This is a genomic window from Sphingobacterium yanglingense (assembly GCF_004363245.1).
Lineage (GTDB): Bacteria > Bacteroidota > Bacteroidia > Sphingobacteriales > Sphingobacteriaceae > Sphingobacterium > Sphingobacterium yanglingense.
Genome location: NZ_SNYV01000015.1, coordinates 284,643 through 311,025 on the forward strand (window position 1 = coordinate 284,643; position 26,383 = coordinate 311,025).

24 protein-coding genes are annotated in these 26,383 nt (G+C 39.5%); 20 read left to right on the forward strand and 4 right to left on the reverse strand.

The window, feature by feature from the left end:
- Positions 1-26: 26 nt before the first annotated feature.
- Positions 27-701: a hypothetical protein gene (locus CLV99_RS14970; protein ID WP_133585322.1), complete on the reverse strand. Its 675-nt coding sequence runs from the start codon at positions 699-701 to the stop codon at positions 27-29.
- Positions 702-836: 135 nt separating this feature from the next.
- Here CLV99_RS14970 and CLV99_RS14975 point away from each other — a divergent pair, with 135 nt between their 5' ends.
- The 6 genes from CLV99_RS14975 (at position 837) to CLV99_RS15000 (ending at position 10,708) form a co-directional block, all read left to right on the forward strand.
- A complete protein-coding gene (locus CLV99_RS14975) occupies positions 837-1,058 on the forward strand; it encodes a helix-turn-helix domain-containing protein (protein ID WP_133585323.1) in 222 nt (73 codons plus the stop codon).
- 783 nt (positions 1,059-1,841) lie between these two features.
- A complete protein-coding gene (locus CLV99_RS14980) occupies positions 1,842-4,259 on the forward strand; it encodes an ABC transporter permease (RefSeq protein ID WP_133585324.1) in 2,418 nt (805 codons plus the stop codon).
- Complete coding sequence (locus CLV99_RS14985) at positions 4,252-6,615, forward strand: ABC transporter permease (RefSeq protein WP_162850130.1); 2,364 nt, start codon at positions 4,252-4,254, stop codon at positions 6,613-6,615. The genes CLV99_RS14980 and CLV99_RS14985 overlap by 8 nt, the downstream gene beginning before the upstream one ends.
- A gap of 21 nt (positions 6,616-6,636) precedes the next feature.
- Positions 6,637-9,018: an ABC transporter permease gene (locus CLV99_RS14990; RefSeq protein WP_133585326.1), complete on the forward strand. Its 2,382-nt coding sequence runs from the start codon at positions 6,637-6,639 to the stop codon at positions 9,016-9,018.
- Positions 9,019-9,148: 130 nt separating this feature from the next.
- Positions 9,149-9,814 carry an ABC transporter ATP-binding protein gene (locus CLV99_RS14995; protein WP_133585327.1) on the forward strand — a complete coding sequence of 222 codons (666 nt, stop codon included), beginning with the start codon at positions 9,149-9,151 and terminating at the stop codon, positions 9,812-9,814.
- A gap of 45 nt (positions 9,815-9,859) precedes the next feature.
- Positions 9,860-10,708, forward strand: a complete 849-nt coding sequence (locus CLV99_RS15000; protein WP_133585328.1) for a transglutaminase-like domain-containing protein — start codon at positions 9,860-9,862, stop codon at positions 10,706-10,708.
- Here CLV99_RS15000 and CLV99_RS15005 read toward each other — a convergent pair.
- Positions 10,705-11,826 carry a hypothetical protein gene (locus CLV99_RS15005; RefSeq protein WP_133585329.1) on the reverse strand — a complete coding sequence of 374 codons (1,122 nt, stop codon included), beginning with the start codon at positions 11,824-11,826 and terminating at the stop codon, positions 10,705-10,707. The two genes, CLV99_RS15000 and CLV99_RS15005, sit on opposite strands and share 4 nt — an antisense overlap.
- A 180-nt stretch (positions 11,827-12,006) precedes the next feature.
- Between CLV99_RS15005 and CLV99_RS15010 the strand changes: the two genes are divergently transcribed.
- The 14 genes from CLV99_RS15010 (at position 12,007) to CLV99_RS15075 (ending at position 23,451) form a co-directional block, all read left to right on the forward strand.
- The gene (locus CLV99_RS15010) at positions 12,007-12,669 is read left to right on the forward strand and encodes an epoxyqueuosine reductase QueH (protein WP_133585330.1); all 663 of its coding nucleotides are present in this window, start codon (positions 12,007-12,009) and stop codon (positions 12,667-12,669) included.
- 70 nt (positions 12,670-12,739) lie between these two features.
- Entirely contained in the window at positions 12,740-13,282 is a 543-nt protein-coding gene (locus CLV99_RS15015) for a YceD family protein (RefSeq protein WP_133585331.1), read from the forward strand.
- Positions 13,283-13,298: 16 nt separating this feature from the next.
- Entirely contained in the window at positions 13,299-13,490 is a 192-nt protein-coding gene (gene rpmF / locus CLV99_RS15020; protein WP_021068848.1) for a 50S ribosomal protein L32, read from the forward strand.
- A 103-nt stretch (positions 13,491-13,593) separates the two neighbouring features.
- Positions 13,594-14,532 carry a phosphate acyltransferase PlsX gene (gene plsX, locus CLV99_RS15025; protein WP_133585332.1) on the forward strand — a complete coding sequence of 313 codons (939 nt, stop codon included), beginning with the start codon at positions 13,594-13,596 and terminating at the stop codon, positions 14,530-14,532.
- A gap of 6 nt (positions 14,533-14,538) precedes the next feature.
- Positions 14,539-15,528: a beta-ketoacyl-ACP synthase III gene (locus CLV99_RS15030; protein WP_133585333.1), complete on the forward strand. Its 990-nt coding sequence runs from the start codon at positions 14,539-14,541 to the stop codon at positions 15,526-15,528.
- A gap of 69 nt (positions 15,529-15,597) precedes the next feature.
- Positions 15,598-16,077 (forward strand): acetyl-CoA carboxylase biotin carboxyl carrier protein, encoded by a 480-nt coding sequence (gene accB / locus CLV99_RS15035; RefSeq protein WP_133585334.1) that lies wholly within the window; start codon positions 15,598-15,600, stop codon positions 16,075-16,077.
- A 137-nt stretch (positions 16,078-16,214) separates the two neighbouring features.
- Positions 16,215-17,570: an acetyl-CoA carboxylase biotin carboxylase subunit gene (gene accC, locus CLV99_RS15040; RefSeq protein ID WP_133585335.1), complete on the forward strand. Its 1,356-nt coding sequence runs from the start codon at positions 16,215-16,217 to the stop codon at positions 17,568-17,570.
- Between the two features lie 82 nt (positions 17,571-17,652).
- Positions 17,653-18,519 carry a twin-arginine translocase subunit TatC gene (gene tatC, locus CLV99_RS15045; protein ID WP_133585336.1) on the forward strand — a complete coding sequence of 289 codons (867 nt, stop codon included), beginning with the start codon at positions 17,653-17,655 and terminating at the stop codon, positions 18,517-18,519.
- A 22-nt stretch (positions 18,520-18,541) separates the two neighbouring features.
- Complete coding sequence (gene rpiB / locus CLV99_RS15050) at positions 18,542-18,973, forward strand: ribose 5-phosphate isomerase B (protein ID WP_133585337.1); 432 nt, start codon at positions 18,542-18,544, stop codon at positions 18,971-18,973.
- A 16-nt stretch (positions 18,974-18,989) separates the two neighbouring features.
- Complete coding sequence (locus tag CLV99_RS15055) at positions 18,990-20,561, forward strand: M28 family peptidase (RefSeq protein WP_133585338.1); 1,572 nt, start codon at positions 18,990-18,992, stop codon at positions 20,559-20,561.
- Between the two features lie 103 nt (positions 20,562-20,664).
- A complete protein-coding gene (locus CLV99_RS15060; RefSeq protein ID WP_133585339.1) occupies positions 20,665-21,576 on the forward strand; it encodes a DnaJ C-terminal domain-containing protein in 912 nt (303 codons plus the stop codon).
- A 1-nt stretch (position 21,577) separates the two neighbouring features.
- Entirely contained in the window at positions 21,578-21,853 is a 276-nt protein-coding gene (locus tag CLV99_RS15065; RefSeq protein ID WP_133585340.1) for a chaperone modulator CbpM, read from the forward strand.
- Between the two features lie 138 nt (positions 21,854-21,991).
- Positions 21,992-22,735 (forward strand): SDR family NAD(P)-dependent oxidoreductase, encoded by a 744-nt coding sequence (locus tag CLV99_RS15070; protein WP_133585341.1) that lies wholly within the window; start codon positions 21,992-21,994, stop codon positions 22,733-22,735.
- 32 nt (positions 22,736-22,767) lie between these two features.
- Positions 22,768-23,451, forward strand: a complete 684-nt coding sequence (locus CLV99_RS15075; protein ID WP_133585342.1) for a phosphoribosylaminoimidazolesuccinocarboxamide synthase — start codon at positions 22,768-22,770, stop codon at positions 23,449-23,451.
- A gap of 59 nt (positions 23,452-23,510) precedes the next feature.
- On the opposite strand, the gene CLV99_RS15080 is transcribed toward CLV99_RS15075, so the two are convergent.
- Both CLV99_RS15080 and CLV99_RS15085 read right to left on the reverse strand, forming a co-directional pair.
- Positions 23,511-24,353 (reverse strand): hypothetical protein, encoded by an 843-nt coding sequence (locus CLV99_RS15080; protein ID WP_133585343.1) that lies wholly within the window; start codon positions 24,351-24,353, stop codon positions 23,511-23,513.
- Between the two features lie 6 nt (positions 24,354-24,359).
- The gene (locus CLV99_RS15085; protein WP_133585344.1) at positions 24,360-26,354 is read right to left on the reverse strand and encodes an energy transducer TonB; all 1,995 of its coding nucleotides are present in this window, start codon (positions 26,352-26,354) and stop codon (positions 24,360-24,362) included.
- Positions 26,355-26,383 lie beyond the last annotated feature (29 nt).

A 26,383-nucleotide genomic window follows, 5' to 3' on the forward strand; every position in this document is an offset into this window, starting at 1 on the left:
ATTCCTACGGCTTATAATATTGTTTTCTATATACCAACGGTTGAAGTGGCTATATAATATGCTCCTTTTTTGTTCTCAACTCTATTAACCACAGGGACATCTTTCAAATTAACTCGTTCATGTAATATCGTTAGAATGACTATGGGCTTCACCCTATGCTCTAGATCAGCACAACTTTTTTCATAAATTTCAAGCGGAGTCCTACCCTCTTGAAAATAGCCTTCTTCAGACATAGACCTCAACCAATCCCTTACCTCTTGTATTTCCGATTCGGCATATCGTTGGTAAAGATCTACATCGTATCTTTGGTCAATTAATTGGAATTCATCAATAAATACCTCTTTCTCCGAATCCATTTTTTTCATATCATAAACCACATAGTCTTCATAAGTCTTTATAGAAATTTGATATAGGAAAGGTTCAGTTATATCGGCTTTTACAGCAGGAAATATCAGCGCTAGGCCATCGATATTCAAAGATCTTCCTGCTCTGAAAAAGTCGCTCATCATCCATCGAATAAACTTAATCCGCTCTACTTTACCCATAAAATCCAGCGGCTTTCCCATCAAAAAAGACATCTCTTTTGGTGATAAATTTTGTGATATCCGATGTATCAACATTCGATAGTAAATTGCAATGTACAGAGGATCGCATTTGCGTGTGTATACTCTTACTTTCGGCTCATCATTCTTCTTTTTCATAATTCAAAGTTTACATTTGTATAGTTTATCAATACAAAAGAGAAGAAAAACAATCAATATCCAAAACATTTGTTATAATAATAACTACATTTTATAATTTTATCTATACATACTAATAGATAAACGCAAAATAACATGACTAAACTTGGTGAGTACTTAGCAAAAAAATCGGTAAATAAATCTATGATAGCCCGTAAAACAGGACTCAGTAAAGCAAGAATAAACGAGCTTACTATGACGGATACCTCCAAACTACGTCTAGATGAGATGTATCTGATTGCCCTAGCTATCGATACCAATCCTTGCGATATGATGAACACACTTTGTGAGGGTCTGGTTCTACAAGAGGAGAAATAAGCTTCTTTTCAGATATTAAATCTGACCAAAGTCAGAACATAGAGCTCTTTAAAAGCCTCTTTATCATTATGCTTCTGCGCTCAGGTTAATTTAAAACCGTTTATTTTACCTCGTAATGCCCACTGATTGGAAAAGTTTTCAGCTTTCTCCAGTCAAGAATGCATTCACTAAAACGTTCGCTCCGAATCAAGTTGGAACGAACATTTAGTTGTTTCCACAAGTATTATTTTATCTACACACTTACCTACTACTTACAAGTAGTTGAATTTGATTAGGAGTGTATTTCCCAACGTTTTTATCTCCTTTATGACAGGTTCCGAACAGCTTTATTATTGGTTATATAGTTATAGTGATATTATTGAGTTATAATAGAGGGTTTGTAGAGGGTTCATAGAGGTAAAACACTATAAATCCTCTGTAATATCTCTCTTAAGATAGGCTATATTCTCCTTTATTATTTAAGCAGAATAGAACATGATAATAACCAGTCCCCTTACTGTCACCTTTTGGAGATTTGAGACATGTCGTTCAGACTGTTTAAAGACCAAAGAAAAAAAATAGTTGCATATGTGATAACTGTTCAGCGCTATCCCTGAGCACATTATTGTCCAGAAATGTACAGCCACTGTCCGATATCGAACAGCAAGCAAAAACAAACAACAAACAAAACACTTATCAATCAGTGCTTTATATAAAATGGTTCAGAAATTGAATCAACTATAGTGTACAGTATTGAAAAGAACTTCAGTGTACATTAAATTTATACTAAATATCAGCGTCACGATGAAAAATGCTTTATTCAGTACATGGAGAAATATTCGAAAGCGAAAACTACAGACCTTCATACAGATAGGTAGTTTAACACTTGCCTTTGCTATCGGAATAATCCTTTTCCTGTCGGCAAGCTTCGAATTATCTTTTGATCATTTCCATAACCATATTGACCGTATCGGTGCTCTTTACTTTCAATCCCAAGAAGGCGACAAAAATCATGCGGCCAGTACCATGCCCGTCCCCTTAGCATCGACCTTAAAAGAAGAACTCCCTTATATCGAAAAAGCGACACGCTGGGGTAATGGAGGATTAGTTCTGAAAACAGACCAAAAAGAAATCAATATAGGAACACGCTATGTCGATCCGGACTTCTTTTCCATATTTAATTTCGAATTTAAGATAGGGAATAATCATGCGCTAGATGACCTTGATAATATCGTCCTTACACAATCTACTGCAGAGAATCTTTTCGGAAGTACAGATAAAAGCATTATAGGTCGACAGATTGAGGTCAATATCAATGGCCAATGGCAGAACATGCAGATTTCTGCTATCTTAGAAGATCCTCCTCGAAATTCCAGTTTGTCATTCAAATCCTTGCTAAGATTTGAAAAATTTCCAAATACGTTTGATAAAAACAGTTGGTCTAACAAAAACCATGATGTATTTGTACTTAGTCAAACACCAAGCATCGATGCCCAGTCGTTCGCTGTTGCTGCGAGATCCTTTACGACCAAATACTTTGCTGACGATATAGCAAAGCTAAAACGCGACGGGACAAGTCCCAACAATGATGGCAGTTATCTTGCACTTTCCTTAATTCCTTTCAAAAACTATCATCTCAATGATCTATCGATCGGAAATCCCAATAGCCCCTTACTTCCGAAACTACTGCTGGGATTAGCACTGTTGATCCTTATTATATCCGTCAGCAATTTTATCAATATACAATTGGTCAGCTCCGTTTCCCGCAGTCAAGAAGTTGCCATTAGAAAGACCTTGGGAGGTAGCATATTCCAGATTAGCGTTCAGCTGTGGTTAGAGACCCTAATCTGTTGCTTATTATCGCTTGGTCTTGGTTTATTGTTAGCTTGGTCTTTGATCCCTTTTTATAACAGCAATACCCATTATCGATTGGCAATCATCGATCTATTTACCTGGCAGCATGTGCTTATAACCCTATTTTCATTTTTGACAATCAGTATAGTTGCAGGTGGTTACCCAGCCTTACGTGTTGCCAGGGAAAGTATCTTATCCTTAGTAAAAGGCAGCTCGGGCATACGTAACCATTGGAATATCCAACGCATATTACCACTGATTCAGTTTACGATAGCCATAGTCTTAGTCGTATGCAGTGTCGTTGTCGTCTTACAGATCAATCATATGAAACATCTTCCCTTGGGTTTCGAGAAACAGGAAGTCATCAGTATTCCCATCGGCCCAAAACTGGATGGCAGTCAGGCTTTAAATAGAATGCGACAAGCTTCACTGGATAATCCATTTATTATGAGCGTGACGGGATCAGACATTAATTTAGGATTAGGTCGTGATGGTAGCCAGTCTACTTCCCAATTGGGATTTGATTATCAAGGCAAGGGGTATAACACCAATTGGCAACGTGTAGATCTTGATTATTTCAGCACCTTACAGATACCATTGGTCGCTGGCCGTGCCTTCTCAGCGGATCGACCGACAGACTCTACAGCGCTGGTCATTAATGAGCAGATGGCAGCACAGCTTGGAGGAATAGAACAGGTATTAAATAAACCTTTACCCTTATTTGATAAGCAGATGACAGTAATCGGTGTTGCAAGAGATTACAATTTCAAAGACCTGAAACAAAGAATAGAACCTCTATCTTTATTCATGGATCCAGATCTGGGATTTAACATCAAATATATACTGGTACGTATAAAATCAGGTAACCTAGTCCAGTCCCTGCAGGAAGTCGAAGGTCTCTGGAAAACCATCGATACAGACTATAAAAACAATGCGTCCTATCTTGATGAGAATACAGACCGGATGTATGAGCAGGAGCAACAGATGATGAAGATAATAAGTGTAGGAGGAGTTATTGCTGTTATTATTGCCTGTATGGGACTCTTCGCTGCGGCATTGGTTGCTATTAGTACACGTGTAAAGGAAATCGGGATCCGCAAGGTACTAGGTAGTTCAATATGGAAACTGGTGATCTTATTGTCGAAAGACTTTCTACAGATTGTCCTAATCGCACTGCTGATCGGTCTGCCCATAGCTTGGTATCTTTCCCAAGAGTGGCTCAACAGCTTCTCTTACCGTTTTAACTTTCACTTTGGAATCTTGTTTTTATGTGCACTCGCCGTACTAGCCTTGGCGGCTATCACAATAGGGATGCATACCATAAAAGCGGCCAGTACGAATCCCGTAAATGCACTTAAAGATGAATAATCACCTTAAAATAGCCTATCGCAGCCTTTTAAAGAACAAAGGTTATACAGCCATCAATATTATTGGACTGTCCACAGCTATAGTGGCTGTACTGTTTATCGGTATCTGGATTCATAACCAGTTCCTCTATGACAATTTTTATCCCAATAAAACCAGTATTTATAAGCTTTTCAATCGTTCCGAAAGCCAAGGTCAAATTCACGTCAGCGATATCACAATGGCTCCTGCCGCTGCTATTTTAAAAAGCGAATATCCGGAAGTCGAATACAGTGCCCGTCTTTATTGGAGTACAGAAAGCCTTATCACAACAGGAGACACCAAAGTAAAATCAGAGGGTAACGAGGTTGATCCAGACTTTATAAAAATATTCAGTTTTCCTGTTGTAGAGGGATCGTCTGACAATATGCTCAATTCCCCCAATAACATCGTACTTACAGCGCATCTGGCCAAAAGTCTATTTGGTGATACACCAGCACTGAATAAGGTAGTACAATTTGATTCGGGGGAGTCCTACAAAGTTTCCGGTGTTCTAGAGGACCTCCCTTCCTATACGGATTTTAACTTCAAATATCTTGTTCCTCTGAGCGAAAACAAAACGAAAGATTACGGCTCCAACTGGAACACGAATACCTACTATACCTTTCTCCGACTAAAGGCAGGAAGCGATGTCGAACAGTTCAACACCAAGATTAGCTCCCTCGTACGTGACAATGCAGCGGATCTAAAAGGTACCTCCGTATTTTTATATCCGCAATCCAAGACACACCTCTATTCCAAATTTAAGAATGGGGTTCCCAACGGTGGTAAAATAGACCAGATCCGGCTAGTGGGAGTCATCGGATTACTTATACTCATTATTGCCTGTATTAATTTCGTCAACTTGAGTACAGCGCGTGCTCAAAAACGTAGTAAAGAAGTAGGTGTACGTAAAATTGTAGGTGCTACAAAATTTGTGTTGGTACAACAGTTTCTTACGGAATCCATACTACTTACTATAATCTCTGGCACTACCGCCCTTTTTATCGCCCTAGGAACTTTACCCCTATTCAATCGTATTCTAGGCCAAACATTATTCATCGAATGGAGTAACCCCATAATATGGGCAATACTTCTCCTGTTTTTATTACTTACAGGTTTACTTGCTGGTATATACCCGGCTTTCGTACTATCAACAATCCAACCTATAAAGTCCTTAAAGGTAAACATAAAGAGAAGCCGTCTACTCAACTTCAGAGAAGTTCTAGTCATCCTTCAATTTAGCATAGCTGTAATCTTAATCATAGCGACGATGGTCATCCGGCAACAGATAACTTTTGCCGGAGAAAGAGAAGTGGGATATCATGCCGATCAGTTGATAGAGATCCCCATTGAGGGAAATATAGAACAACATTACCAAGCAATTAAAACAGAACTTCTCAACAATAGAACAGCAAGCCATATCACCCGTACTGGCTGGACAGTCACGGCAGACAATGCTTCTTCTAGTGGAAATTTCTCTTGGGAAAAAGCGACTCCTGATCAACAGAAGAATACTGTATTCACGATCCTACGTATATCCGGTGATGACTTTGTCCCTACATTAGGTTTGACTCTTCTTGAAGGAAGGGATATCAACTACGAAAATCTCCCGGCGGACAGCACCGCTGTTCTTCTCAATGAAACGGCTATCAAGACTATGGGATTAGAAAATCCGATTGGTAAATATTTCAAATGGGGAGATGCAACATTTACTATTGTCGGGATTGTCAAAGACTATATAAGCGGATCACCTTATCAACCGGTACGCCCCCTACTGATCCATCCCTCCAAGAGGTATCTTCAAAGTATGCTGATACGTACAAACGAACAGTTCGATACCAGACAGAATTTGGCTCAAATAGAAACGGTAATCAAAAAATTTAATCCGAATTATCCTTTTAATTATCAATTCGTCAATGAGCAATTTGCCAGAAAATTCAAACAACAGGAACAGATAGGAAATCTCACTTTTGTTTTTTCCCTGCTCGCTATTATCATTTCCTGTTTAGGTCTATTTGGGCTCGCGGCCTACATTACTGAAACGCGTACAAAAGAAATCGGTATCCGCAAAGTACTAGGAGCATCGATCAATAACATCAATATACTGCTCTCAAAGGATTTCATTAAACTAGTCATTATAGCCATTCTGATCGGTACGCCTATAGCTTGGTGGGGCATGAATCAATGGCTTAAGGATTTTGCCTATCGTATCCATATTGGATGGTGGCTTATTGCATCGGCGGGCATAATAGCGGTTATAGTTGCCCTAGTCACTGTCAACGTACAATCCCTAAGAGCTGCTAGAACAAATCCTATAAAGTCTTTGAGGGATGAGTAACACGAATCAAAATAGCCAAAGATGATAAAACATTTTTTTATAACAGCAATCCGACATCTGTCCAAACATAAAATACATACCCTGCTCAATGTATGGGGGCTGGCATTGGCTATCGCATGCTGTCTGTTCATTTATACCTTCATTGTATACCAACTCGGCTTTGACCGTTTCCATCAAAAAAGTGACCGTATATTCATGGTTGTTCAGGATCTAAAACTGGAGCAACTCGAGCATAGCAAAGGAGGATCTTATGCCATGTATACGGCTATTGAAAAAGAAATTCCGCAGGTGGAACACGTCACCTTATATATGGATAAGCAGGAGCTCACGCTTAAAATAGACAATAAGTTATTTAAAACGGAGGGTAAGGCTGCATTTACAAACGCGACCTATTTTGAAATCTTAAACTTTCCATGGTTGAGAGGAGATGTCCAACAGCTGAATGAGCCGAATACTGTCGCACTAACCAAGTCTATCGCTGAACGGTATTTCGGCACTGCAGATGTCATTGGTAAGACTATCTGGGTGGAAAGCCAACATCCGGTTACCGTGGTCGGAATTATTGACGACAGTAGGAAAAACTCGGACTTCCGCTCCGAAATCTATTTTTCATTAGCATCGGTTAAAGGACTTAAGGGAATAACAGAGGACAGTTTCTTTAATAATTGGGGCTATACCCATACCAGTAATAACATTCTAATGTCCTTGCACCAGCCTAATACAAAGTCTTTGGTAGAAAAAAGCCTGCACGATCTCGTGGCTAAGCATTGGCATAAGGATGTACTTGAATACTACAACTATAAATTACTAGGATTACCTGAATTTCATTTTGATAAAGACTACGGCAAGGGTACACAAAAGTCGTTACTGATCATTTTGGGCAGCATTGGTCTTGGCATACTTGGGATGGCCTGCGTCAATTATATCAATATGACATCTGCCCAACAACTATACCGAAGCACAGAGATGGGGATACGGAAGGCATTAGGGGGAACAAAAAAACAATTGTTCCTGCAATTTACGATAGAGACCTTATTGTTGTCACTTATTGCCTTAATACTAGCTTGGTTATTGTTTTTCATCGCATTCGACTGGGCAAATAAATACCTCTTCTTAACGGATCCTATTCAACGAATACCTCTTGGCTCTTTCTTGATGATATCTCTACTGTTATGGTGGGGCATAGCCTTATTGACCAGTATTTATCCTAGTCTATTTCTTAAACAATTACATATACAGACCGGGATAAAAAAGCTGGCACTAGGTCGATGGAACTTTACTCAACGTACACTAGTTGTACTTCAGAACTCAATTGCCCTCTTATTGGTTACTGGGACTATTGTAATCGTGAGCCAGGTCCGTTATTTAAAAAATACCGACAAAGGTTTTGACCGATCATCGGTTCTGATTATTCCCATAAAAAACCAAATGTGGGCCCAAAAAGAAAAAGTGTCTAACTTATTAAGAGAAAACCCTGCAATAATCAGCTACTCCTTTTGCGACAATCCACCATCATACGATAAAGTATGGGGCGGTACCGTACAATTTGACGACAGCACAGAATGGGAAACCTGGGCTCCACGATTTGCAATTGGAGATAGTTCCTATCTAAGTACTTTCGGCATTCATCTATTGGCTGGAGATAATTTTAATCAGGATATGGAAAATCCGCAATTCTTGATTAATGAGACTATGCTTCACAAATTAGGTTATACACAGGCCCAGGATATTATCGGAAAGAATCTAATGGCTGGCGGGTTGAATGATCAGCACAAAGGCAAGATTATAGGTGTAGTTGCCGATTTCAGTACGCACTCCCTGAATGAAGCTATAGCCCCCACAGTATTAGGGTACAATGAAACACGGTTCAAAAATGTCGCCATAAAATACGCAGGAACAGCATCAAGCAGATTACTGAACACTTTGGAACAACAATGGAAAATCTTGTATCCGAATGAGGTCTTTGAATATCACTTTTATGATGAACAGATTGCCAATCTCTATAAAAAGGAAGCGCTATTGGAAAAACTGATCTGGATTGCCGCTAGCCTCTCTATTATAATCAGTATATTCGGTTTTTTAGGACTAATATCAGTAATAATTGCGAAGCGGACCAAAGAAATTGGTATCCGGAAAGTTTTAGGTTCGAGCAACGTGGGCATCTTTCAATTACTGGCAAAAGACTTTATTCGTTGGATATTGATTGCCTTTCTAATTTCGGCTCCCATAGCTTGGTATCTACTCAGCAAATGGTTAGAAGATTTTACCTACCATATAACACTAAGCTGGTGGATGTTTGTCTTGACCGGGATAATAGGGATTCTTACAACCTTACTCACCATCAGCTTTCAATCATTCAAAGCTGCAAAAACGAATCCTGTAAACTCGCTTAGGGATGAATGACCGAGACAAAACAGCTATTTAAAGTAAAAAATACTAAATACTAAATACTAAATACTAAATACTAAATACTAAATACTAAATACTAAATACTAAATACTAAATACTAAATACTAAATACTAAATACTAAAAATGATCAAGCTAGAAAATATATTCAAATGGTATCAGGTTGGCGGCGCTCGTTCTTTCGTGTTAAAAGACATTAACCTACATATAGAGCAGGGGGACTTTGTGTCGATAATGGGGCCATCTGGTTCGGGTAAATCAACATTGCTTAATGTTATTGGCCTACTTGATGAACCTAATGAAGGAAAATACTACTTTATGGGTGAAGACGTCCTTGCCCTTAAGGCGAAGAAAAGAGCTGCTCTATTCCAATCTCATATGGGATATGTCTTTCAATCCTATCATCTTATTGACGAGCTTACCGTCTATGAAAACATAGAGACGCCCCTTATCTATAAAAATCTATCCAGCAAAGAGCGCAAGGCAATTGTTGCTGATATGCTAGACCGCTTCGGTATTGTGGGCAAAAAAGACCTATTCCCTTCTCAGCTCTCCGGTGGACAGCAGCAGATCGTAGGTATTGCCAGAGCACTTGCAGGTTCGCCCAAGCTTCTGCTTGCAGATGAACCGACCGGTAACCTCAATTCCAAACAGGGCGAGGATATCATGTCTTTATTTAAACAACTCAATGAAGACGGTGTTACCATTATACAAGTGACACATTCTGAGAAAAATGCCGAATATGGTCGACGTACAATCAATATGCTAGATGGTCAGCTAAAAGACATATAACAATAGAAATATTGTACAAGCGCTTTATTTTTCGTAAATTGGTATATGAAGGAAGCGGAATTGAAAGCACTTATTTCATTGTTGGATGATCCCGACGTGGAGATTTTCAATCAGGTCGAGCAGCAATTGATAATCTATGGACCTGAAGTTGTACCCCAACTCGAGGCGAGTTGGGAATCTTCGTTTGACCCTTTGTCCCAGACCCGCATTGAAAACATCATCCATAAAATTCAATTTGAACAGGTTCAAAATGAATTACAATTATGGGCACTAAAAAATAATGAAGATCTTTTGGAAGGACTCTTGATAGTCAATCGCTATCAGTACCCCAATCTCGACGAAAATATTGTTCAATATCAATTAGCCGAACTACGACGAAACGCCTGGTTTCAGCTGATGTATGATATGAGCCCATTAGAAAAAGTCAAACTCCTGAACAATATCATTTTCAGAGAATTTGGCCTTTCAGGGAATACCACAAATTATCACGATCCTCAGAACTCATTTTTACATAAAGTACTGGAAACAAAAAAAGGAAATCCAATTTCCCTCGCTTGTATCTACAGCATTGTGGCACAAAAACTAGATATTCCTATCTACGGCATCAACTTGCCAAAACACTTTGTAGTTGCCTATATCGAAGAAGAACATGAGAGTCCTTTATTTTACATAAACGTATTCAACCGGGGCCAGGTCATGAAGCATGATGATATTTACTCTTTTCTGAAGCAACTCAACCTCCCGCCAAAAGAAGAGTACACACTCCCCTGCTCTAATATCGCTATTATCAAGCGCGTACTTCGCAACTTGACAACAGCCTATGATAATCTTGGGAACATGCAAAAAAGGGAAGAAATAGCTTCCTTACTTCAGTTATTGCACGATTTTGACTAGCGGGAGTCCAAAGATACTGATTGCGGGGGTCTATTGTCAAAATTCAATTCCCCATTGGGCTTAACATTTCCATTATCACTGATCAAGAAACGATAAACACGCTTACTGACAGGATCAGCTACAAAGAAATATTTACCACCAGCTTTTCCATCTATTGCTACATCAGTCGGCTCCTTGAGCTGAGTTAGATCACCTTCTACAATACGTGTTGGTGTGATATCCTGTGCTGCTTTATACTGCGAGAACTTCTCAAAAATCAAAATTCGTCCGACATTTCCTGGTGTTGTACCTGAGGTCGACGGACCATAGTCTGTCACCATCAGGATATCTGCAGATTTAGAGTAACTTATTCCTCTTACATTATTAGCACCTGGAATATTCAACACGTAATGATCCAATTCCTGCATTACCGAATCACCGTTTTGCAGTAATTTATTTCTATAGCCTTTATAAATAATAATTGCACCTTTCCCCTCTTCAGCCCTAGAAATAATTAAATCTCTATCAATAGTTAGTACGCCCCAAGGATTATGACGTAACTTCATACGATATCTAGGTCGAGAGTAACTTCCTGTATTTTCAGGTTTAAAAACAGCAAATAAGGTATAGTTAGGATCATTAGCACCATCTGTTGTATCCGACGCATTAGCTATAAGTAAGTAATCTTCTGTTAATTTTCCATCACTCTCTACAGTATAATACAGCCCTCTCACATTGTCGTAAATTCGACTATTCAAACTACTTTTATTATCCAGCACTCCGGTTTTACTAATTCCCATGACATGCACGGCCGTATCCAAATTAGAAATAGGATTCATACTTCCCTGAAAGATTCTACCACCGTTAAAAGGGCTATAATGAATCATTCTTCCCCCTTTTGCTGCAGATTTAAAAGGGCGGAATTCCGATCTATCGGGCAACTCCTCTCCGTCAACATTATCAACAGGCCAAACATTAAAAATAGAAGCAGATGCTGATCCTGCTGAATAATCTGAAGTCGACACGTACAACCTAGAAATTGGCTTCCGAACCCGTTCCGGTTCATCATCATCCCGCTTACAACCTGCTATGGATATCAGTATACACCCTACTACTATACTAAAGAGATAATTCTTCATGCTACGTCTTAATTCTTATATGCAAACTTATATAAAATGCTTTGTATTCATGCACACCTTACAGAAAATTCACACTTAATAACATAGCTAACGAATAAAGAGCTGAAAGTGCCACAATACAATTAAAACTTTCTAATGTAGAGAGTTTTCCGTAAAATTGCACTTCAGAAGGAAACTACAATGGATGGTAACAACAAATTGATAAGGGAAAAAATAGCTTTACCTAAAGATGGTAAAAAGCTCTTATTGCACTCTTGCTGTGCCCCTTGTGCGGGAGAAGTAATGGAAGCTTTGATTTCTTCGGACATCGACTTTACAATTTACTTCTATAACCCCAATATCCACCCAAGGAATGAATATGACATCCGCAAAGAGGAAAATATACGTTTTGCTGAAAAGCATAACATTCCCTTTATAGATGCCGATTATGATGTCGATCACTGGTTTGAGCTCGCCAAAGGCATGGAGCATGAACCTGAAAAGGGGATACGATGCACCATGTGCTTTGATATGCGTTTTGAAAAAACCGCAGAGTATGCTGCCGCCCATGGCTTCGATGTCATATCCAGCTCCCTAGGTATCTCCCGTTGGAAGAACATGGAACAGATCAATGACTGTGGTGTACGTGCTGCATCTAGGCATCCCGACATGGAATATTGGACTTTCAACTGGCGAAAAAAAGGGGGCTCTGCCCGTATGTTAGAGATTAGCAAAAGGGAAAGATTCTATATGCAAGAATATTGCGGATGCGCCTATTCCCTTCGCGACACCAATAAATGGCGTATGGCCAATGGTCGCCAGAAAATAGAATTAGGCACTAAATATTACGGTGACGAGGAATAAAAATTATTTTGACAAAATAATTGCATCCTTGATTTTAAAACATTAATTTTGCAGGCTCAAATACAGGATTGTGAAGTATCTAAAACAATATAGAATACCTTTTTCAGGACTTGCTGCGGGGATACATGATTTTGAGTTTGAGATTGACGACAAGTTCTTTGACTGCTTTGAGCATTCATTAGTAAAAAAAGGAAAGCTTCTTGCAAAGGTTTCATTACAGAAGCAAGAGACCATGTTGATAGTCAATTTTGACATCAGTGGAAAGATTTCACTAACTTGCGATGTATGTTTGACGGAGTTTGATGCTCCGCTACATTTTACAGAGCGTGTGATTGTCAAGTTTATTGATGAAGAGTGGACAAACGACACTGAAGAGGTCATCGTCTTAAACAAGGCAGATCATGAATTAGACATTGCCAATCTACTGTATGAGTATATCAACGTACAGGTCCCATACTACGCTAAATGTAGCGAACAAGGGGAAAATATATCTTGCGACCCAGAAATGCTAGCAAAGATCAGTGGTACGGTCGATACAGAAGAAGAGTCAATAACAGAGAGTGAGCATATAGACCCACGTTGGGCGGCATTAAAGAATATTAAAAACAATTAAAAAAACATAATACGAGATGGCACATCCAAAACGTAAGACTTCGAAATCGAGAAGAGACAAAAGAAGAACACATTATAAGGCTGAAAGACCTACATTGACAGTATGTAAAGAAACTGGCGCTGTACACGTACCACACAAAGCGTATGAAGTAGATGGCAATTTATATTACAACGGTAAATTGATTATCGAGAACACAGCCGCTGTCTAAAAAATATCTTTTGAAAAACATCCCAAAAAAGCTTAATTATTTAACATTTTGCTTTAACTTGGGATGTTTTTTGCGTATTATTGATTTAGAAAAATAATAACGGATGAAGATCGGATTAGACGTCTTAGGAGGAGATTATGCTCCAAATTCCACAATACTTGGTGCCATAGAGGCCCAAAAAGTTCTTAAAAGTGATCAACGTATTGTGTTGATCGGAAATGAAGAAGACAGCAAAAATCGAATAATAGAAGCAGGTGTAGACCCTTCATTATTTGATTACATTCATGCTCCGGAAAATATTTCGATGCATGAACACCCAACCAAAGCTATCTCTCAAAAACCAAATTCAAGCGTAGCTAAAGGCTTTGAATTGCTAAAAAATGGTGAGATAGATTCATTCTCTTCTGCAGGAAATACTGGCGCTATGCTTGTTGGCGCAATGTTCAGCGTAAAGACAATTCCTGGCGTATTAAGACCTGCAATAGCAACCAATGTTCCCAAACTAAAAGATGGTTACGGAATCCTATTAGATGTAGGAGCGAATGCTGACTGTAAACCCGAAATGCTCAATCAGTTCGCTTTACTAGGAAGCTTGTATTCGGAACATGTGTACGGAGTAGAAAATCCAAAAGTAGGACTTCTAAACATTGGCGAAGAAGAAGAAAAAGGAAACATCTTAACTATATCAACCTATCCCCTGTTAAAAGCCAACCCAAAAATCAACTTCATAGGTAATGCCGAAGGCCGAGATTTGTTCACGGACCAAGCTGATGTCTATGTATGTGATGGCTATACAGGAAATGTAGTCTTAAAACTCGCAGAGTCCTTCTACGTAGTGACTCTAAAAAAAGGATTTAAAGACGACTTTTTTGACAGGTTCAATTATGAGCGATATGGCGGGAGTCCTATATTAGGTGTCAATGCTCCAGTCATTATAGGACACGGAATCTCCAGTCCTAAAGCTATAAAAAACATGCTATTATTATCTAAGGATATGATAGAATCTAAATTTATTGACAAAATCAAATCTGCTTTTAACTAAGATAATATGTCTAAAATTCATGCAGCTATTACGGCCGTAAATGGTTATGTTCCGGATTATATATTAACAAACAAGGAACTAGAAACAATGGTTGACACCAATGACGAGTGGATTGTCTCTCGCACAGGTATCAAAGAACGTCGCATCCTTAAAGGTGAAGGCCTTGCGACATCAGACCTAGCCGTACCCGCTGTCAAAGGATTACTTGAAAAAAGAGGAATAACCGCTGCGGAGATCGATTTAATTATCTTCTGCACCAGTACACCGGACATGTTATTTCCAGCAACCGCCAACATTTTGGCCGACAAAATCGGAGCTAAAAATGCTTGGGGATATGATTTACAAGCTGCCTGTTCCGGCTTTTTATTTGGTTTGACTACTGGTTCACAGTTTATCGAATCCGGAAAACACAAAAAAGTATTGGTTGTCGGCGCAGACAAAATGTCTTCTGTCGTAAATTATAAAGACCGTAATACCTGTATCCTTTTTGGTGATGGTTGTGGTGCAGTATTACTAGAACCCAATACAGAAGGAAATGGGATACAAGATACCCTATTGAAAACTGATGGCTCTGGTGGACAATACCTAAATATTAAAGGGGGTGGTTCATTAAATCCTGCTAGCCACGAAACAGTAGAGGCCGGTTTACACTATGCCTATCAAGAAGGAAAGACTGTATTCAAATTTGCCGTTACAAATATGGCCGATGTTGCCCATGAAATCATGGTCCGCAATCAGCTGACAGCAGACGACATCGCATGGCTTGTACCGCACCAGGCAAACAAACGTATCATCGATGCGACTGCCGAACGAGCTGGGCTACCTGAAGAAAAAGTAATGATAAATATCCATAAATATGGAAATACCACTAGTGGAACAATTCCACTTTGCCTTTGGGAATGGGAAAGTCAACTAAAAAAAGGAGACAACCTCGTTCTCGCCGCATTTGGTGGAGGATTTACATGGGGCTCTATATATTTAAAATGGGCTTACTAAGTTTGTCCTTTTTATGTATCTTTACACGCTATTTTAAAATTATTTAAATAAAATAAAACCTACTGAAGTATGAGTATGGATATCAAGCAAATTCAAGATCTGATTAAATTTGTATCTAAATCAGGTGTGAATGAAGTATCGATTGAAGAAAAAGATTTCAAGATTACAATAAAAACAAATCAGGAACCTACTTACGTAACAGCAGCTATACCTGCTGTAGCACCTGTAGCTGCTCCAACTGCTCCTGCGGCCCCTGCTGCAGCACCTGTAGCGGTAGTTGCAACTCCTGCTGCTGACGATGAATCGCATTTGATTACGGTAAAATCTCCTATGATAGGTACCTTTTATCGCTCACCAGGACCAGACAAAGCATCTTTTGTCAATGTAGGTGACGATATCACTCCTGGAAAAGTAATCTGTATCGTTGAAGCTATGAAATTGTTCAATGAAATTGAATCTGAAGTTTCCGGTAAAATCGTAAAAATATTAGTAAACGACGCTCAACCTGTCGAGTACGATCAACCTTTATTCTTGGTTGACCCAAGATAATCTTAAGCTGCTTAAAAAGCAGCTTTTTGAATTTAGAGAAACAGTAGTAGGCACATAAGCACCCTACTGTTTTTTCTGAAAAGCCTACAGTACGGAACAAAACTGTCCCGTATCAAGTATTCACCAAGTCATTTACTATGTTCAAAAAAATATTAATAGCAAATAGAGGCGAAATCGCTTTACGCATCATCCGCACTTGCCGGGAGATGGGAATCAAAAGTGTAGCCGTATATTCAACAGCGGATAGAGATAGTCTACATGTGCGCTTTGCAGATGAAGCCGTCTGTATTGGCCCCCCAGCGAGTAAAGATTCCTATCTTAATATCCCCAATATCATTGCTGCAGCCGAGTTAACCAATGCGGATGCAATACATCCAGGATATGGTTTCCTATCTGAGAATGCCAAATTCTCGGCAATATGTGCAGAGTACGGAATCAAGTTCATTGGTGCTACCGCTGAGCAAATTGAAAAAATGGGTGATAAAGCATCGGCTAAAGACACCATGAAACAAGCAGGAGTACCTACGGTACCTGGTTCTGATGGTCTTGTCCCAGATGTAAAAACAGGTATTAAATTGGCCAATGAAATCGGCTACCCTGTTATTATCAAAGCTACCGCCGGTGGTGGTGGCCGTGGCATGCGTATCATTACAAAAGATGAAGACTTCGAGCCTAGCTGGGATTCGGCACGTCAGGAATCTGCAGCTGCTTTTGGCAATGACGGTATTTATCTTGAAAAATATGTCGAGGAGCCCCGTCACATCGAGATCCAAGTAATCGGTGACCAATATGGTACCGTATGTCATCTTTCTGAGAGAGATTGTTCTATACAACGCCGTCATCAAAAATTGGTAGAAGAAGCTCCTTCTCCTTTTATTACACCAGAACTTCGTGCCCAAATGGGAGAAGCAGCAATAAAAGGAGCTCAAGCGGTTAAATACGAAGGTGCAGGTACGATCGAATTTTTGGTAGACAAACATCGTAACTTCTACTTTATGGAGATGAATACCCGTATCCAGGTAGAACACCCCGTTACAGAAGAGGTTATCAACTTTGACTTGATCAAAGAACAGATAAAAGTAGCAGCAGGTATTCCTATTTCAGGAAAAAGTTACGAACCAACCATGCATGCAATCGAATGTAGGATCAATGCAGAGGATCCATTTAACAATTTCCGCCCTTCACCAGGCAAGATTACAAATTTCCATTCGCCAGGAGGTCATGGTGTGCGTGTAGATACACACGTCTATGCAGGCTATACGATTCCTTCCAACTACGATTCAATGATCGCTAAATTAATCTGTGTTGCACAGACAAGAGAGGAAGCAATCAATACAATGGAACGCGCACTTAGCGAATTTGTTATCGAGGGAGTTAAAACAACTATCCCTTTGCATTTACGTTTGATGCGTGATCCTAATTTCAGAGCAGGCAATTTTACCACGAAATTCATGGAAACTTTTGACCTAACGGCTTATCCAGACGAAGATTAAACGTAAAATTTTTGTTTTATATTAAAAGATACCATTCTTCTCCTAAAGAATGGTATTTTTGTTTTCTATACAAACACCCAATATGTCTAGTAAAAAACTAATTGACGCCATCAAAGAAAAAGGAAAGAATATAGAAGCCGAAATGTCTTTTTTTGAACATTTAGAAGTTCTTCGATGGCATATCATCCGTTCCGTAATAGCGATTGCTGTATTTGCTATCCTATCCTTTACTTTTTACGACTTTGTCTTCAATCAGATCATCATGGGCCCAAAAAATCTAGATTTCTGGACCTACCGTATGATGTGTAAAGTTGGAGCACTGATGAACTTAGATGGATTCTGTGTAGAACGCATACCATTCAACATCATTAATACCGAACTAGCAGGACAGTTTATGTTACAGATAAACTCCTGTTTGTTAATGGCACTGGCTTTAGGTTTCCCTTATCTTCTATTTGAAGTATGGCTTTTTATAAAGCCAGCGCTTACAGAGATTGAGCGGAAATCTGCCCGAGGTTTCGTGTTCTATGCGACCCTACTGTTCGTCATAGGAGCTTTATTCGGGTATTATATCGTCGTTCCTTTGTCTGTTAACTTCTTAGCCAATGTATCCTTGAGCCAAGAAATAACAAACCAGATTACGATAGATTCTTACCTTTCTACAATAGCAACATTGACATTAGGTTGTGGGGTTATCTTCTTACTTCCGATTTTGATCTTCATTCTTTCCAAATTGGGCCTTATGACGCCACAATTTATGCGTGCGAGTCGTCGTTATGCTATTGTAATAATCCTGATTATTGCAGCTATCATTACTCCGACGGCAGATGTAATAACACTCTTGACCGTTAGTGCCCCGATGTTCATTCTATATGAACTCAGTATCATGGTATCTGCTAATGTAAAAAAGCAAAAAGATAAAAGAGAAAAAGAATTTTATAACAGTTAACATCGATCAAATTTATAAACATATGAAAATTGCAATAGGCAGCGATCACGCTGGATTTGACTATAAAGTAGAAATCATCTCTTACTTAAAGGAACTAGGTCATGATGTCCAAGATTTTGGACCTTCGAGTGCTGACTCTGTGGACTACCCTGACTTTGCCCACCCGGTAGCTACATCTGTAGAAACTGCGGAAAACACGCTAGGTGTCTTAATCTGTGGGAGTGCAAACGGTGTCGCTATCACGGCGAATAAACATCAAGGAATACGCGCAGCTATAGCGTGGCAAAATGAAATTGCAGCTCTAGCCCGTCAGCATAATAATGCAAACATTATCTGTATCCCTGCACGTTTTGTCGATTTAGAGCTCGCAAAAAAAATAACACACACTTTCCTAACGACAGATTTTGAAGGTGGCAGACATGCCAACCGTGTCAATAAGATTGCTTGTAATTAGTTAAAAGACCGAAACCATGAGGAGACTATTTTCTATTTTATTAATCCTACCTGCGCTGTACAGCTGTAGCTTCGCTCAGGTACAAAAGAAGTATGGGGAACTCATCACCGAAGAGAGCTCCCGAAAGCACCTCACGATATTGGCCAGTAAAGAGTTTGAAGGAAGAGGTACCGGACAGGAAGGTGGAAGAAAAGCAGCAAACTATATTGCCGATCACTTCAAGAGCTACGGATTGAAACCCATCGTCAACAACGATTCATTCTTTCAGCCTGTCTCCTTGTTACGTACAGAGCATATCGTAAAAAACTTCAGTATCGACAAGACTTCTTATGAAAACGGAAAAGACTTCTATGTCCAAGGAGACAATGATATCAAAAAATTCACTTCACAAGAGATAGTTTTCGTAGGCTACGGTCTTCAACACAATGCTTACAACGAACTTAAGTCTACAGATATCAAAGGAAAAGTTGTTTTAGTACTGAATGAAGGAGAGCCATTCGATCAAGATGGAAATTCACTTTTGACAGGTAATAGTACAGAATCCGAATGGTCTAAAAGTCGTTTCAAAAGAGTACAGGAGCTTGTCAAACTAGAACCTAAACTGATTTTGGCAACCACACCTCTTGTGGCAAGTATGTTAAACAGAATGAGAGGCAGGTCATCGTCTGCTCGCATTTCACTGGATCAGGGAAATGTAAACCGTGCAGTTACTCAGTCTATTCCTGTTGTTAATATAAACGAGGATATTGCCAATAAAATATTATCCAAAGCTAATAGTTCACTAACTACTTTTAAAGAACTAGCACGCAAAGGCGTTCAAAAGCCGATAATAATAAAGAGTCAATTGGAGGCGGAAATGGGGGTGAACCAAGAAAAATTGGATGATCCCAATGTGCTGGGGCTATTAGAAGGCTCAGACTTAAAAGACGAAGTAATTGTCATCTGCGGACACTATGACCACGATGGTATATTACCCGACGGGACATTCTTCCCTGGCGCGGACGATAATGGCTCTGGAACAGTTGCTGTACTAGAACTAGCAAGAGCTTTTTCTGCGGCCAAGAAAGAAGGCAACGGACCGCGAAGAAGTATTCTTTTTATTGGTTTAGCCGCTGAAGAAAAAGGACTCCTCGGATCTAAATTCTATGTAGAGCACCCTATAATCCCATTAAAAAACACAGTAGCTTGTATCAACATAGATATGATAGGCCGTATTGATGATAAGCATTTAAATGGAGACCATAATTACCTACATGCTATAGGACTAGACAAACTCAGTTCGGAATTACAGCAGGTTACTGAACAAGCCAACAAAGACTTTGTACAGATTGGATTAGATTATTCCTATAATGACCCTAATGAACCTATGCGACTCTATTACCGGTCAGACCATTACAACTTTGCAGAAAAAGGAATTCCATCAGCGTTCTTCTTTTCGGGACTACACCCCCACTACCATACTCCTGAGGATACTGTCGACAAAATTGACTTCCCGATGATGGTAAAAAGAGAAAAATTAATTTTCTATACGACTTGGGAAATAGCCAATAGAGCAAAAAGACTTGTGGTAGATAGCAATAAGAAATAGCTTTCAGGTCAATAAAATTAGTAAAGCCGTTCCAAACTAGGGACGGCTTTATTATTTAAACAAATCGTCCTTCCATTTGTTTATTACATATCAACAAGTAATTATGGCATTTGTAGATTATTATAGCACATTAGGGCTTGACAAAACCGCAAGCCAAGAGGACATTAAAAAAGCGTATCGCAAACTCGCACGCAAATATCACCCTGACTTAAATCCAGATGATGAAGTGGCCAAAAAGAAATTTCAAGAGCTCAATGAAGCAAATGAAGTTTTGACCGATCCTGAAAAGCGAAAAAAATATGATCAGTATGGTGAAAACTGGAAACACGGTGAGGAATACGAGCGAGCTCAACAGCAATACAGAGGTAGACCAAGTGGATCTGCACAACAAAATCCTTTTGAGGGATTCGATTATAATGGCAATTACGAAACCGGTGAATACTCAGATTTCTTCGAACAGCTTTTTGGATCCAGATTCGGAGCGGGGCGTAAAGGTTCATTTAAAGGCCAGGATTATAACGCAGAGATAGAACTCACACTACAGCAAGCCAGCAACACCCATCAACAGACTTTCACCGTAAACGGTAAAAATATTCGTATCACGATTCCTGCAGGAGTTCAAGACGGTCAGAAAATACGCCTCAAAGGGCAAGGTGCTGCTGGAGTAAATGGAGGCCCCAACGGTGACCTTTATATCACTTTCCACATTCTACCTGACCCTCGTTTTGATCGCAGAGGCAACGATTTATATAGCAAAGTTGAAATAGATCTATTTACAGCTTTGCTTGGAGGAGAGGCAATCGTAGATACACTAGGAGGAAAAATAAAAGTAAAAGTAAAATCCGGTACGCAGAACGGTTCAAAAATCCGTTTAAAAGAAAAAGGATTCCCTCTTTATAAACAGGAAGGTAAATTTGGTGATTTCTACGCTGAAGTCGCTGTAAAAATACCAAGCGATCTTAGTGAAGAACAAAAGAAACTCTTTGAACAAGCAGCCGCTTTAAATAAAAAATAATATGGAAGCTACATTATTCAAAATAGTTGACATCTGCCGATCCAACAACATCGAAGCAGCTTTTATTAAAGAGCTGCACCAAAATGGTCTGATAGAAATCATGATCATAGAGAGTCAAGAATTCGTACATGAGGATGAAGTCGCGCGAATCCAGAAATACCAAAACTGGCATTACGATTTGGAACTCAATATTCAAGGAATAGAAATTGTACAACAGCTCTTATATAAGATTGAATCGCTGAAGCAACAGGTGCAAAGCCTAAAGAGAGGACATTAGTATTTTCACGTGAATGTAAACTCTACGTATTTTTTTCCTAGTAGAGTCATAATCAAACGCTTTCCTTTCTTCTCCATACTTTTCTAAAGAGATATTGGCTAACTTGTTACTAAAGGATATAACATAAGTTAAACAGGTATGAAACAGTTAGAAAATAAGGTCGCCATCGTAACCGGTGGAGCTTCAGGAATTGGAAAGGCAATAGCTGAGATCTTCATTCGAGAAGGTGCCAAGGTCGTAATCTCTGACATCAATGACAAAGCAGGGAATGATTTTATCAATAATTGCGAAGGCAATAACGCAATTTTTGTTAAAGCAGACTCTTCCTCCCCCAAAGACAATGAAAAGATTGTGGAGGCTGCCGTTGCTAATTTTGGAGCCTTACATGTGGCCGTGAATAATGCAGGAATTGGGGGTGAATCGAACCCAGTCGGCGAATTATCAATCGAAGGTTGGAATAAAGTTATTGACATCAACCTAAATGGTGTTTTCTATGGTATGCACTATCAACTGCCTGAGATCGCAAAATCAGGCGGCAGCATCATCAATGTTGCTTCTATACTTGGATCTGTTGGATTCATGAATTCTGCGGCTTACGTCGCTGCTAAACATGGTGTCGTAGGACTGACCAAGACGGCAGGCTGGGAATACGCGACTAAGGGAGTCCGAGTCAATGCCATAGGTCCTGGATTCATTGAAACCCCATTGATCGAAAATGCATTAGATAAAGATACCCAAACGTACTTAGCTAGCCAACATGCTTTCCAACGACTAGGAAGACCCGAAGAAGTGGCTGAACTCGTACTTTGGCTTGCTACAGAAAAATCATCTTTTGTCACCGCATCATATTATCCTGTGGATGGCGGATATTTGGCAAAATAGTATTAAATTGCGCGCTTTAAACTCAACTTCTCATGCAATTAATCTATAAAGGTAAGACTAAGGATGTCTACAATCTAGGTAACAGCCAGTATCTATTAAAGTTCAAAGATGATGTAACAGGTGAAAATGGAGTCTTTGACCCGGGAGCCAATACCGTAGGCTTGACCATAGACGGAGCCGGTAAATCAGGACTAAAGATGACCAAATATTTTTACGAACTGTTGAATGGTCTTCAGATTCCTACACATTTAATTTCCGTTGACCTAGACGATGTCAGTATGGTCGTTAAAGAAGCAGAAGTACTAGGAAAAGGACTAGAGGTGATATGTCGTTATAAGGCAGTTGGAAGCTTCTACAGACGTTATGCTGCTTATTGCCAAGAAGGTCAAGACCTTAATGGTTTTGTAGAGGTTACGATTAAAGATGATGAACGCGGAGACCCTGTTATCTCTGAGGATGCATTGGAAAATCTGGGTATATTAACCAAAGAACTATACCAGGAATTAAAAGCACTAACCGTTAAAATATGTGACATAGTTAAAGCGGAATTGGCGAAAAAAGGATTAGACCTTTACGACATCAAATTAGAATTCGGTTACGACAAAACGAACAATCAAATCATCCTCATCGATGAGATTTCAGGTGGCAATATGCGTGTTTATAAAAATGGACAGTATATCGCTCCTTTAGATTTAGAAAAAGAATTCTTAGCATAACATAAAATAAGAGCTGACTCCAAAAAGTCAGCTCTTATTCTTTCGAAGAGTGCTAAAAACTAATCTTTTATAGACAGTGTGTCTCGCTGTACCACTTTTGATTCAGCATCTAGGTATTCCAAATAGTATCGCCCTGGACACAAGCTCACCTCAATACCGTCCCGATCAATTGGTTTTAAGATCTGAAAATACTGGAGACCTGCATTCCCATTTTCAAAGTCCAAATACACCTTTAAAAAAGCAATCTGATTCGAGAACAACATACTCCGATCGGATTTTAAATGGACAGACTTTCTTACCTCTCCGTATTTGCAATCTGTTATCTGCCAACGGAGACTATCGTTATCTTTTTTCTGTAGTTCCAAGGCATTAATACGTGCCAGGTAATCGACTTTACAGAAACGGCAGTCAAGATGCTTTTCGGTACTGATATAGTAGATGAGACTCAATGCACCATCTTCCCTATAGGGGATATAAATATGCCGGATGTCTAACCTACCAGACGTTATATCTCGTTGAAAATAAAATGCACTGTCCTGCACTTTTCTTTCGTAACCATCTAATCTTTCAACTGCATTCCGATGCTGTATAGCAATAAGGTGATACTGAGGTTTTGAATCCGGGACTGCCGAAAATAAAAGCTTACTGCCCTTCGTATGAATACCGACTGATTTCATAACCTGCTTATCATCCGGATAAAGCTGCTTCATCTTTAACCCCGTTCCCTTTGGGTTAAAGGGCTTAATATCCATATACAACCAGACATTTGCATGACTTAAATCTGTATTGAAATACCGATCTACATCCTCGACAAATACCCCTCCCTTGGCAAAGCGTGGAGATTTACATCCTGCTAAAGCTAAAGAGACAAGGATAAATAAGACAATCAAATGTGACCGCATAATGGTTTAATTTCCTGGATAAACCCGCATGTTCCCTCCCATGAGACCTGCAATTCTCACCTGTCCATCTCCCTCTAGATCATATTGAACAGGTAGTGTATAGGATGTAACCGTTTTTTTGCCATCTATAATACCAGGGCTCCAATTTCCATAGCTTTTTGCTGCTGCTATTACATCTTTTGCCATACCGGCATGAGCTTCTGTAATCACCTTAAAATTACCCAATTCTCCGTTTGGTAATACATCGAATCCCAATTCGACCAATGTCCCTTCTTGCTTCAAGCTTCTTAGAACAGGGGGAAAACTAATTTTGCTTGCTACAGACACCATAAATTGTCGCATTCCTCCTTTAGGCTCAGGTAGTACCTCTACACGCTCTCCTTTAGAAAGAACTGCCCCACCGCCTGCAAGTCTCAATCCAACCGCAGCTCTGGATTTTTGCTTAGCACCGTTCTCTTCAGCTGGAATCCATTTTGTATTTTTCAATAACGCTACAAAACGAGATTTAAAGCTTTCCTCTAACACAGACCCAACCGCAAAGTTTGAAAGAGAGCCATCAGGTGCAACATCAAACGTTGCCCACATCCAAGGATCCAGATCCTTGGATGTCAATGTGCGTGGAGATTTATAGGATGATACCAACCATTCTTGGAGCCTGCTCTCTCCTAGTTCAGGTTTGGCCCTATAATTTGTTCTTTTTTGGAACATTGTTGTCAAATCCAATCGTATTGGTAAGGTGTATGCAATGCGCACCGCTTTCCCATTCTGAACAGCTGGTGACCACTTAGCCGATTTACTAAGCATATCAAGAGCAGCCTCCCCTGTACCATATCCAAGGTCTCGAACTACCTTAAGATTACTCAACTGTCCGTCTTTCTCAACAACAAAATAAATTTGCAATGTCCCCTTTATATCAGCATCTATCGCTGCTTTTGGGTATTGATAGTTTTCTCCAATCCATTTACGATAAGCTACCATTCCTCCTGGAGGTTCCGGGTTTATTTCCGTAGTTTCAAAAATCACCTCATCACCAACCGGGTCCTGTGTATTAATCTTCTTTGAAGTATCCTGATCCGTTAGCAATAGAAGATTCGAGGTCCCTACTTCCGACTCCATTCGATCTGCTGATATAGCTGACTTAGGAAAACTAACATCAGCCAACTGCGTTTCTACACTAGCTACCACTTCCTTGGCTCTACTTGTATTAAAAACCAATGTAGACCCAATTGCTACTAACAATACAGGAAGGCTTGCCAAATAAAACAACTTATTTCTATTCGACGATTTATTTTTAAATAACATCATAATTCTCTTTTTTAAGAATGACTGGTTCGAAAACTCATGGACCAGACTATTCAAATCTGTTCGCATCGCATTCGCCACCAACAACTCCGCATAAGCTACCTTATCCTCCGAGCAGAACTCGTCGGCGATACACTCATGTTGAAATTTTAGCTCCTTTCGAATAAGATAAACTATGGGGTTAAACCAATTAAACACACAAATAAGCTCCAATAGTAGTACATCATAGGAATGTCCTTGCTCCACATGGACCTGTTCATGCCGATCTATTACCTGATCATTCCTGACCTCTGCTCCCAAAAACACCCGTTTAAAAAATGAAAAACTCACATGGCTTTCTTCACTTGCAAATGCCCTGTTGACCATCCATAACCGATATACCAAAGCAATTATTCCAAGACTGACAACAGTCCAATACAGGACCGTGAGCAGGTCAACTAAGCTATAAGAAGTATCTACCACTATAGGTATATATATCACATCCATGACCTCTATAAAATTAACATGAGGAATGACTTCATCCTCTGCTATTAAGCTTGATATATCAATGAATAGCCCTATAGGTATAAGGATTGCCAGAACCACAATACCAAGTAAATAAAGTCTATTCCATTGAAAGAATGTCAACTTTCGGAAACAAATATGATATAGGCAAAAACCTATCGTCAAGGCGATATTAACCAGAAGTAAGTAAACCATAAGTAATTAAGTTTATAATCAAGCAATGG

What these genes read in the sequence shown, in the direction of transcription:
- CLV99_RS15065 (WP_133585340.1), top strand. Translation starts at nt 21,578, where the DNA reads ATGGAAGCTACATTATTCAAAATAGTTGACATCTGCCGATCCAACAAC.
- CLV99_RS15060 (WP_133585339.1), top strand. Translation starts at nt 20,665, where the DNA reads ATGGCATTTGTAGATTATTATAGCACATTAGGGCTTGACAAAACCGCA.
- CLV99_RS14980 (WP_133585324.1), top strand. Translation starts at nt 1,842, where the DNA reads ATGAAAAATGCTTTATTCAGTACATGGAGAAATATTCGAAAGCGAAAA.
- CLV99_RS14995 (WP_133585327.1), top strand. Translation starts at nt 9,149, where the DNA reads ATGATCAAGCTAGAAAATATATTCAAATGGTATCAGGTTGGCGGCGCT.
- CLV99_RS15030 (WP_133585333.1), top strand. Translation starts at nt 14,539, where the DNA reads ATGTCTAAAATTCATGCAGCTATTACGGCCGTAAATGGTTATGTTCCG.
- accC (WP_133585335.1), top strand. Translation starts at nt 16,215, where the DNA reads ATGTTCAAAAAAATATTAATAGCAAATAGAGGCGAAATCGCTTTACGC.
- CLV99_RS15000 (WP_133585328.1), top strand. Translation starts at nt 9,860, where the DNA reads ATGAAGGAAGCGGAATTGAAAGCACTTATTTCATTGTTGGATGATCCC.
- rpiB (WP_133585337.1), top strand. Translation starts at nt 18,542, where the DNA reads ATGAAAATTGCAATAGGCAGCGATCACGCTGGATTTGACTATAAAGTA.
- CLV99_RS15010 (WP_133585330.1), top strand. Translation starts at nt 12,007, where the DNA reads ATGGATGGTAACAACAAATTGATAAGGGAAAAAATAGCTTTACCTAAA.
- CLV99_RS15080 (WP_133585343.1), bottom strand. Translation starts at nt 24,353, where the DNA reads ATGCGGTCACATTTGATTGTCTTATTTATCCTTGTCTCTTTAGCTTTA.
- tatC (WP_133585336.1), top strand. Translation starts at nt 17,653, where the DNA reads ATGTCTAGTAAAAAACTAATTGACGCCATCAAAGAAAAAGGAAAGAAT.
- plsX (WP_133585332.1), top strand. Translation starts at nt 13,594, where the DNA reads ATGAAGATCGGATTAGACGTCTTAGGAGGAGATTATGCTCCAAATTCC.
- accB (WP_133585334.1), top strand. Translation starts at nt 15,598, where the DNA reads ATGAGTATGGATATCAAGCAAATTCAAGATCTGATTAAATTTGTATCT.
- CLV99_RS15005 (WP_133585329.1), bottom strand. Translation starts at nt 11,826, where the DNA reads ATGAAGAATTATCTCTTTAGTATAGTAGTAGGGTGTATACTGATATCC.
- CLV99_RS15055 (WP_133585338.1), top strand. Translation starts at nt 18,990, where the DNA reads ATGAGGAGACTATTTTCTATTTTATTAATCCTACCTGCGCTGTACAGC.
- CLV99_RS14985 (WP_162850130.1), top strand. Translation starts at nt 4,252, where the DNA reads ATGAATAATCACCTTAAAATAGCCTATCGCAGCCTTTTAAAGAACAAA.
- CLV99_RS15075 (WP_133585342.1), top strand. Translation starts at nt 22,768, where the DNA reads ATGCAATTAATCTATAAAGGTAAGACTAAGGATGTCTACAATCTAGGT.
- CLV99_RS14990 (WP_133585326.1), top strand. Translation starts at nt 6,637, where the DNA reads ATGATAAAACATTTTTTTATAACAGCAATCCGACATCTGTCCAAACAT.
- CLV99_RS15085 (WP_133585344.1), bottom strand. Translation starts at nt 26,354, where the DNA reads ATGGTTTACTTACTTCTGGTTAATATCGCCTTGACGATAGGTTTTTGC.
- CLV99_RS14970 (WP_133585322.1), bottom strand. Translation starts at nt 701, where the DNA reads ATGAAAAAGAAGAATGATGAGCCGAAAGTAAGAGTATACACACGCAAA.
- rpmF (WP_021068848.1), top strand. Translation starts at nt 13,299, where the DNA reads ATGGCACATCCAAAACGTAAGACTTCGAAATCGAGAAGAGACAAAAGA.
- CLV99_RS14975 (WP_133585323.1), top strand. Translation starts at nt 837, where the DNA reads ATGACTAAACTTGGTGAGTACTTAGCAAAAAAATCGGTAAATAAATCT.
- CLV99_RS15070 (WP_133585341.1), top strand. Translation starts at nt 21,992, where the DNA reads ATGAAACAGTTAGAAAATAAGGTCGCCATCGTAACCGGTGGAGCTTCA.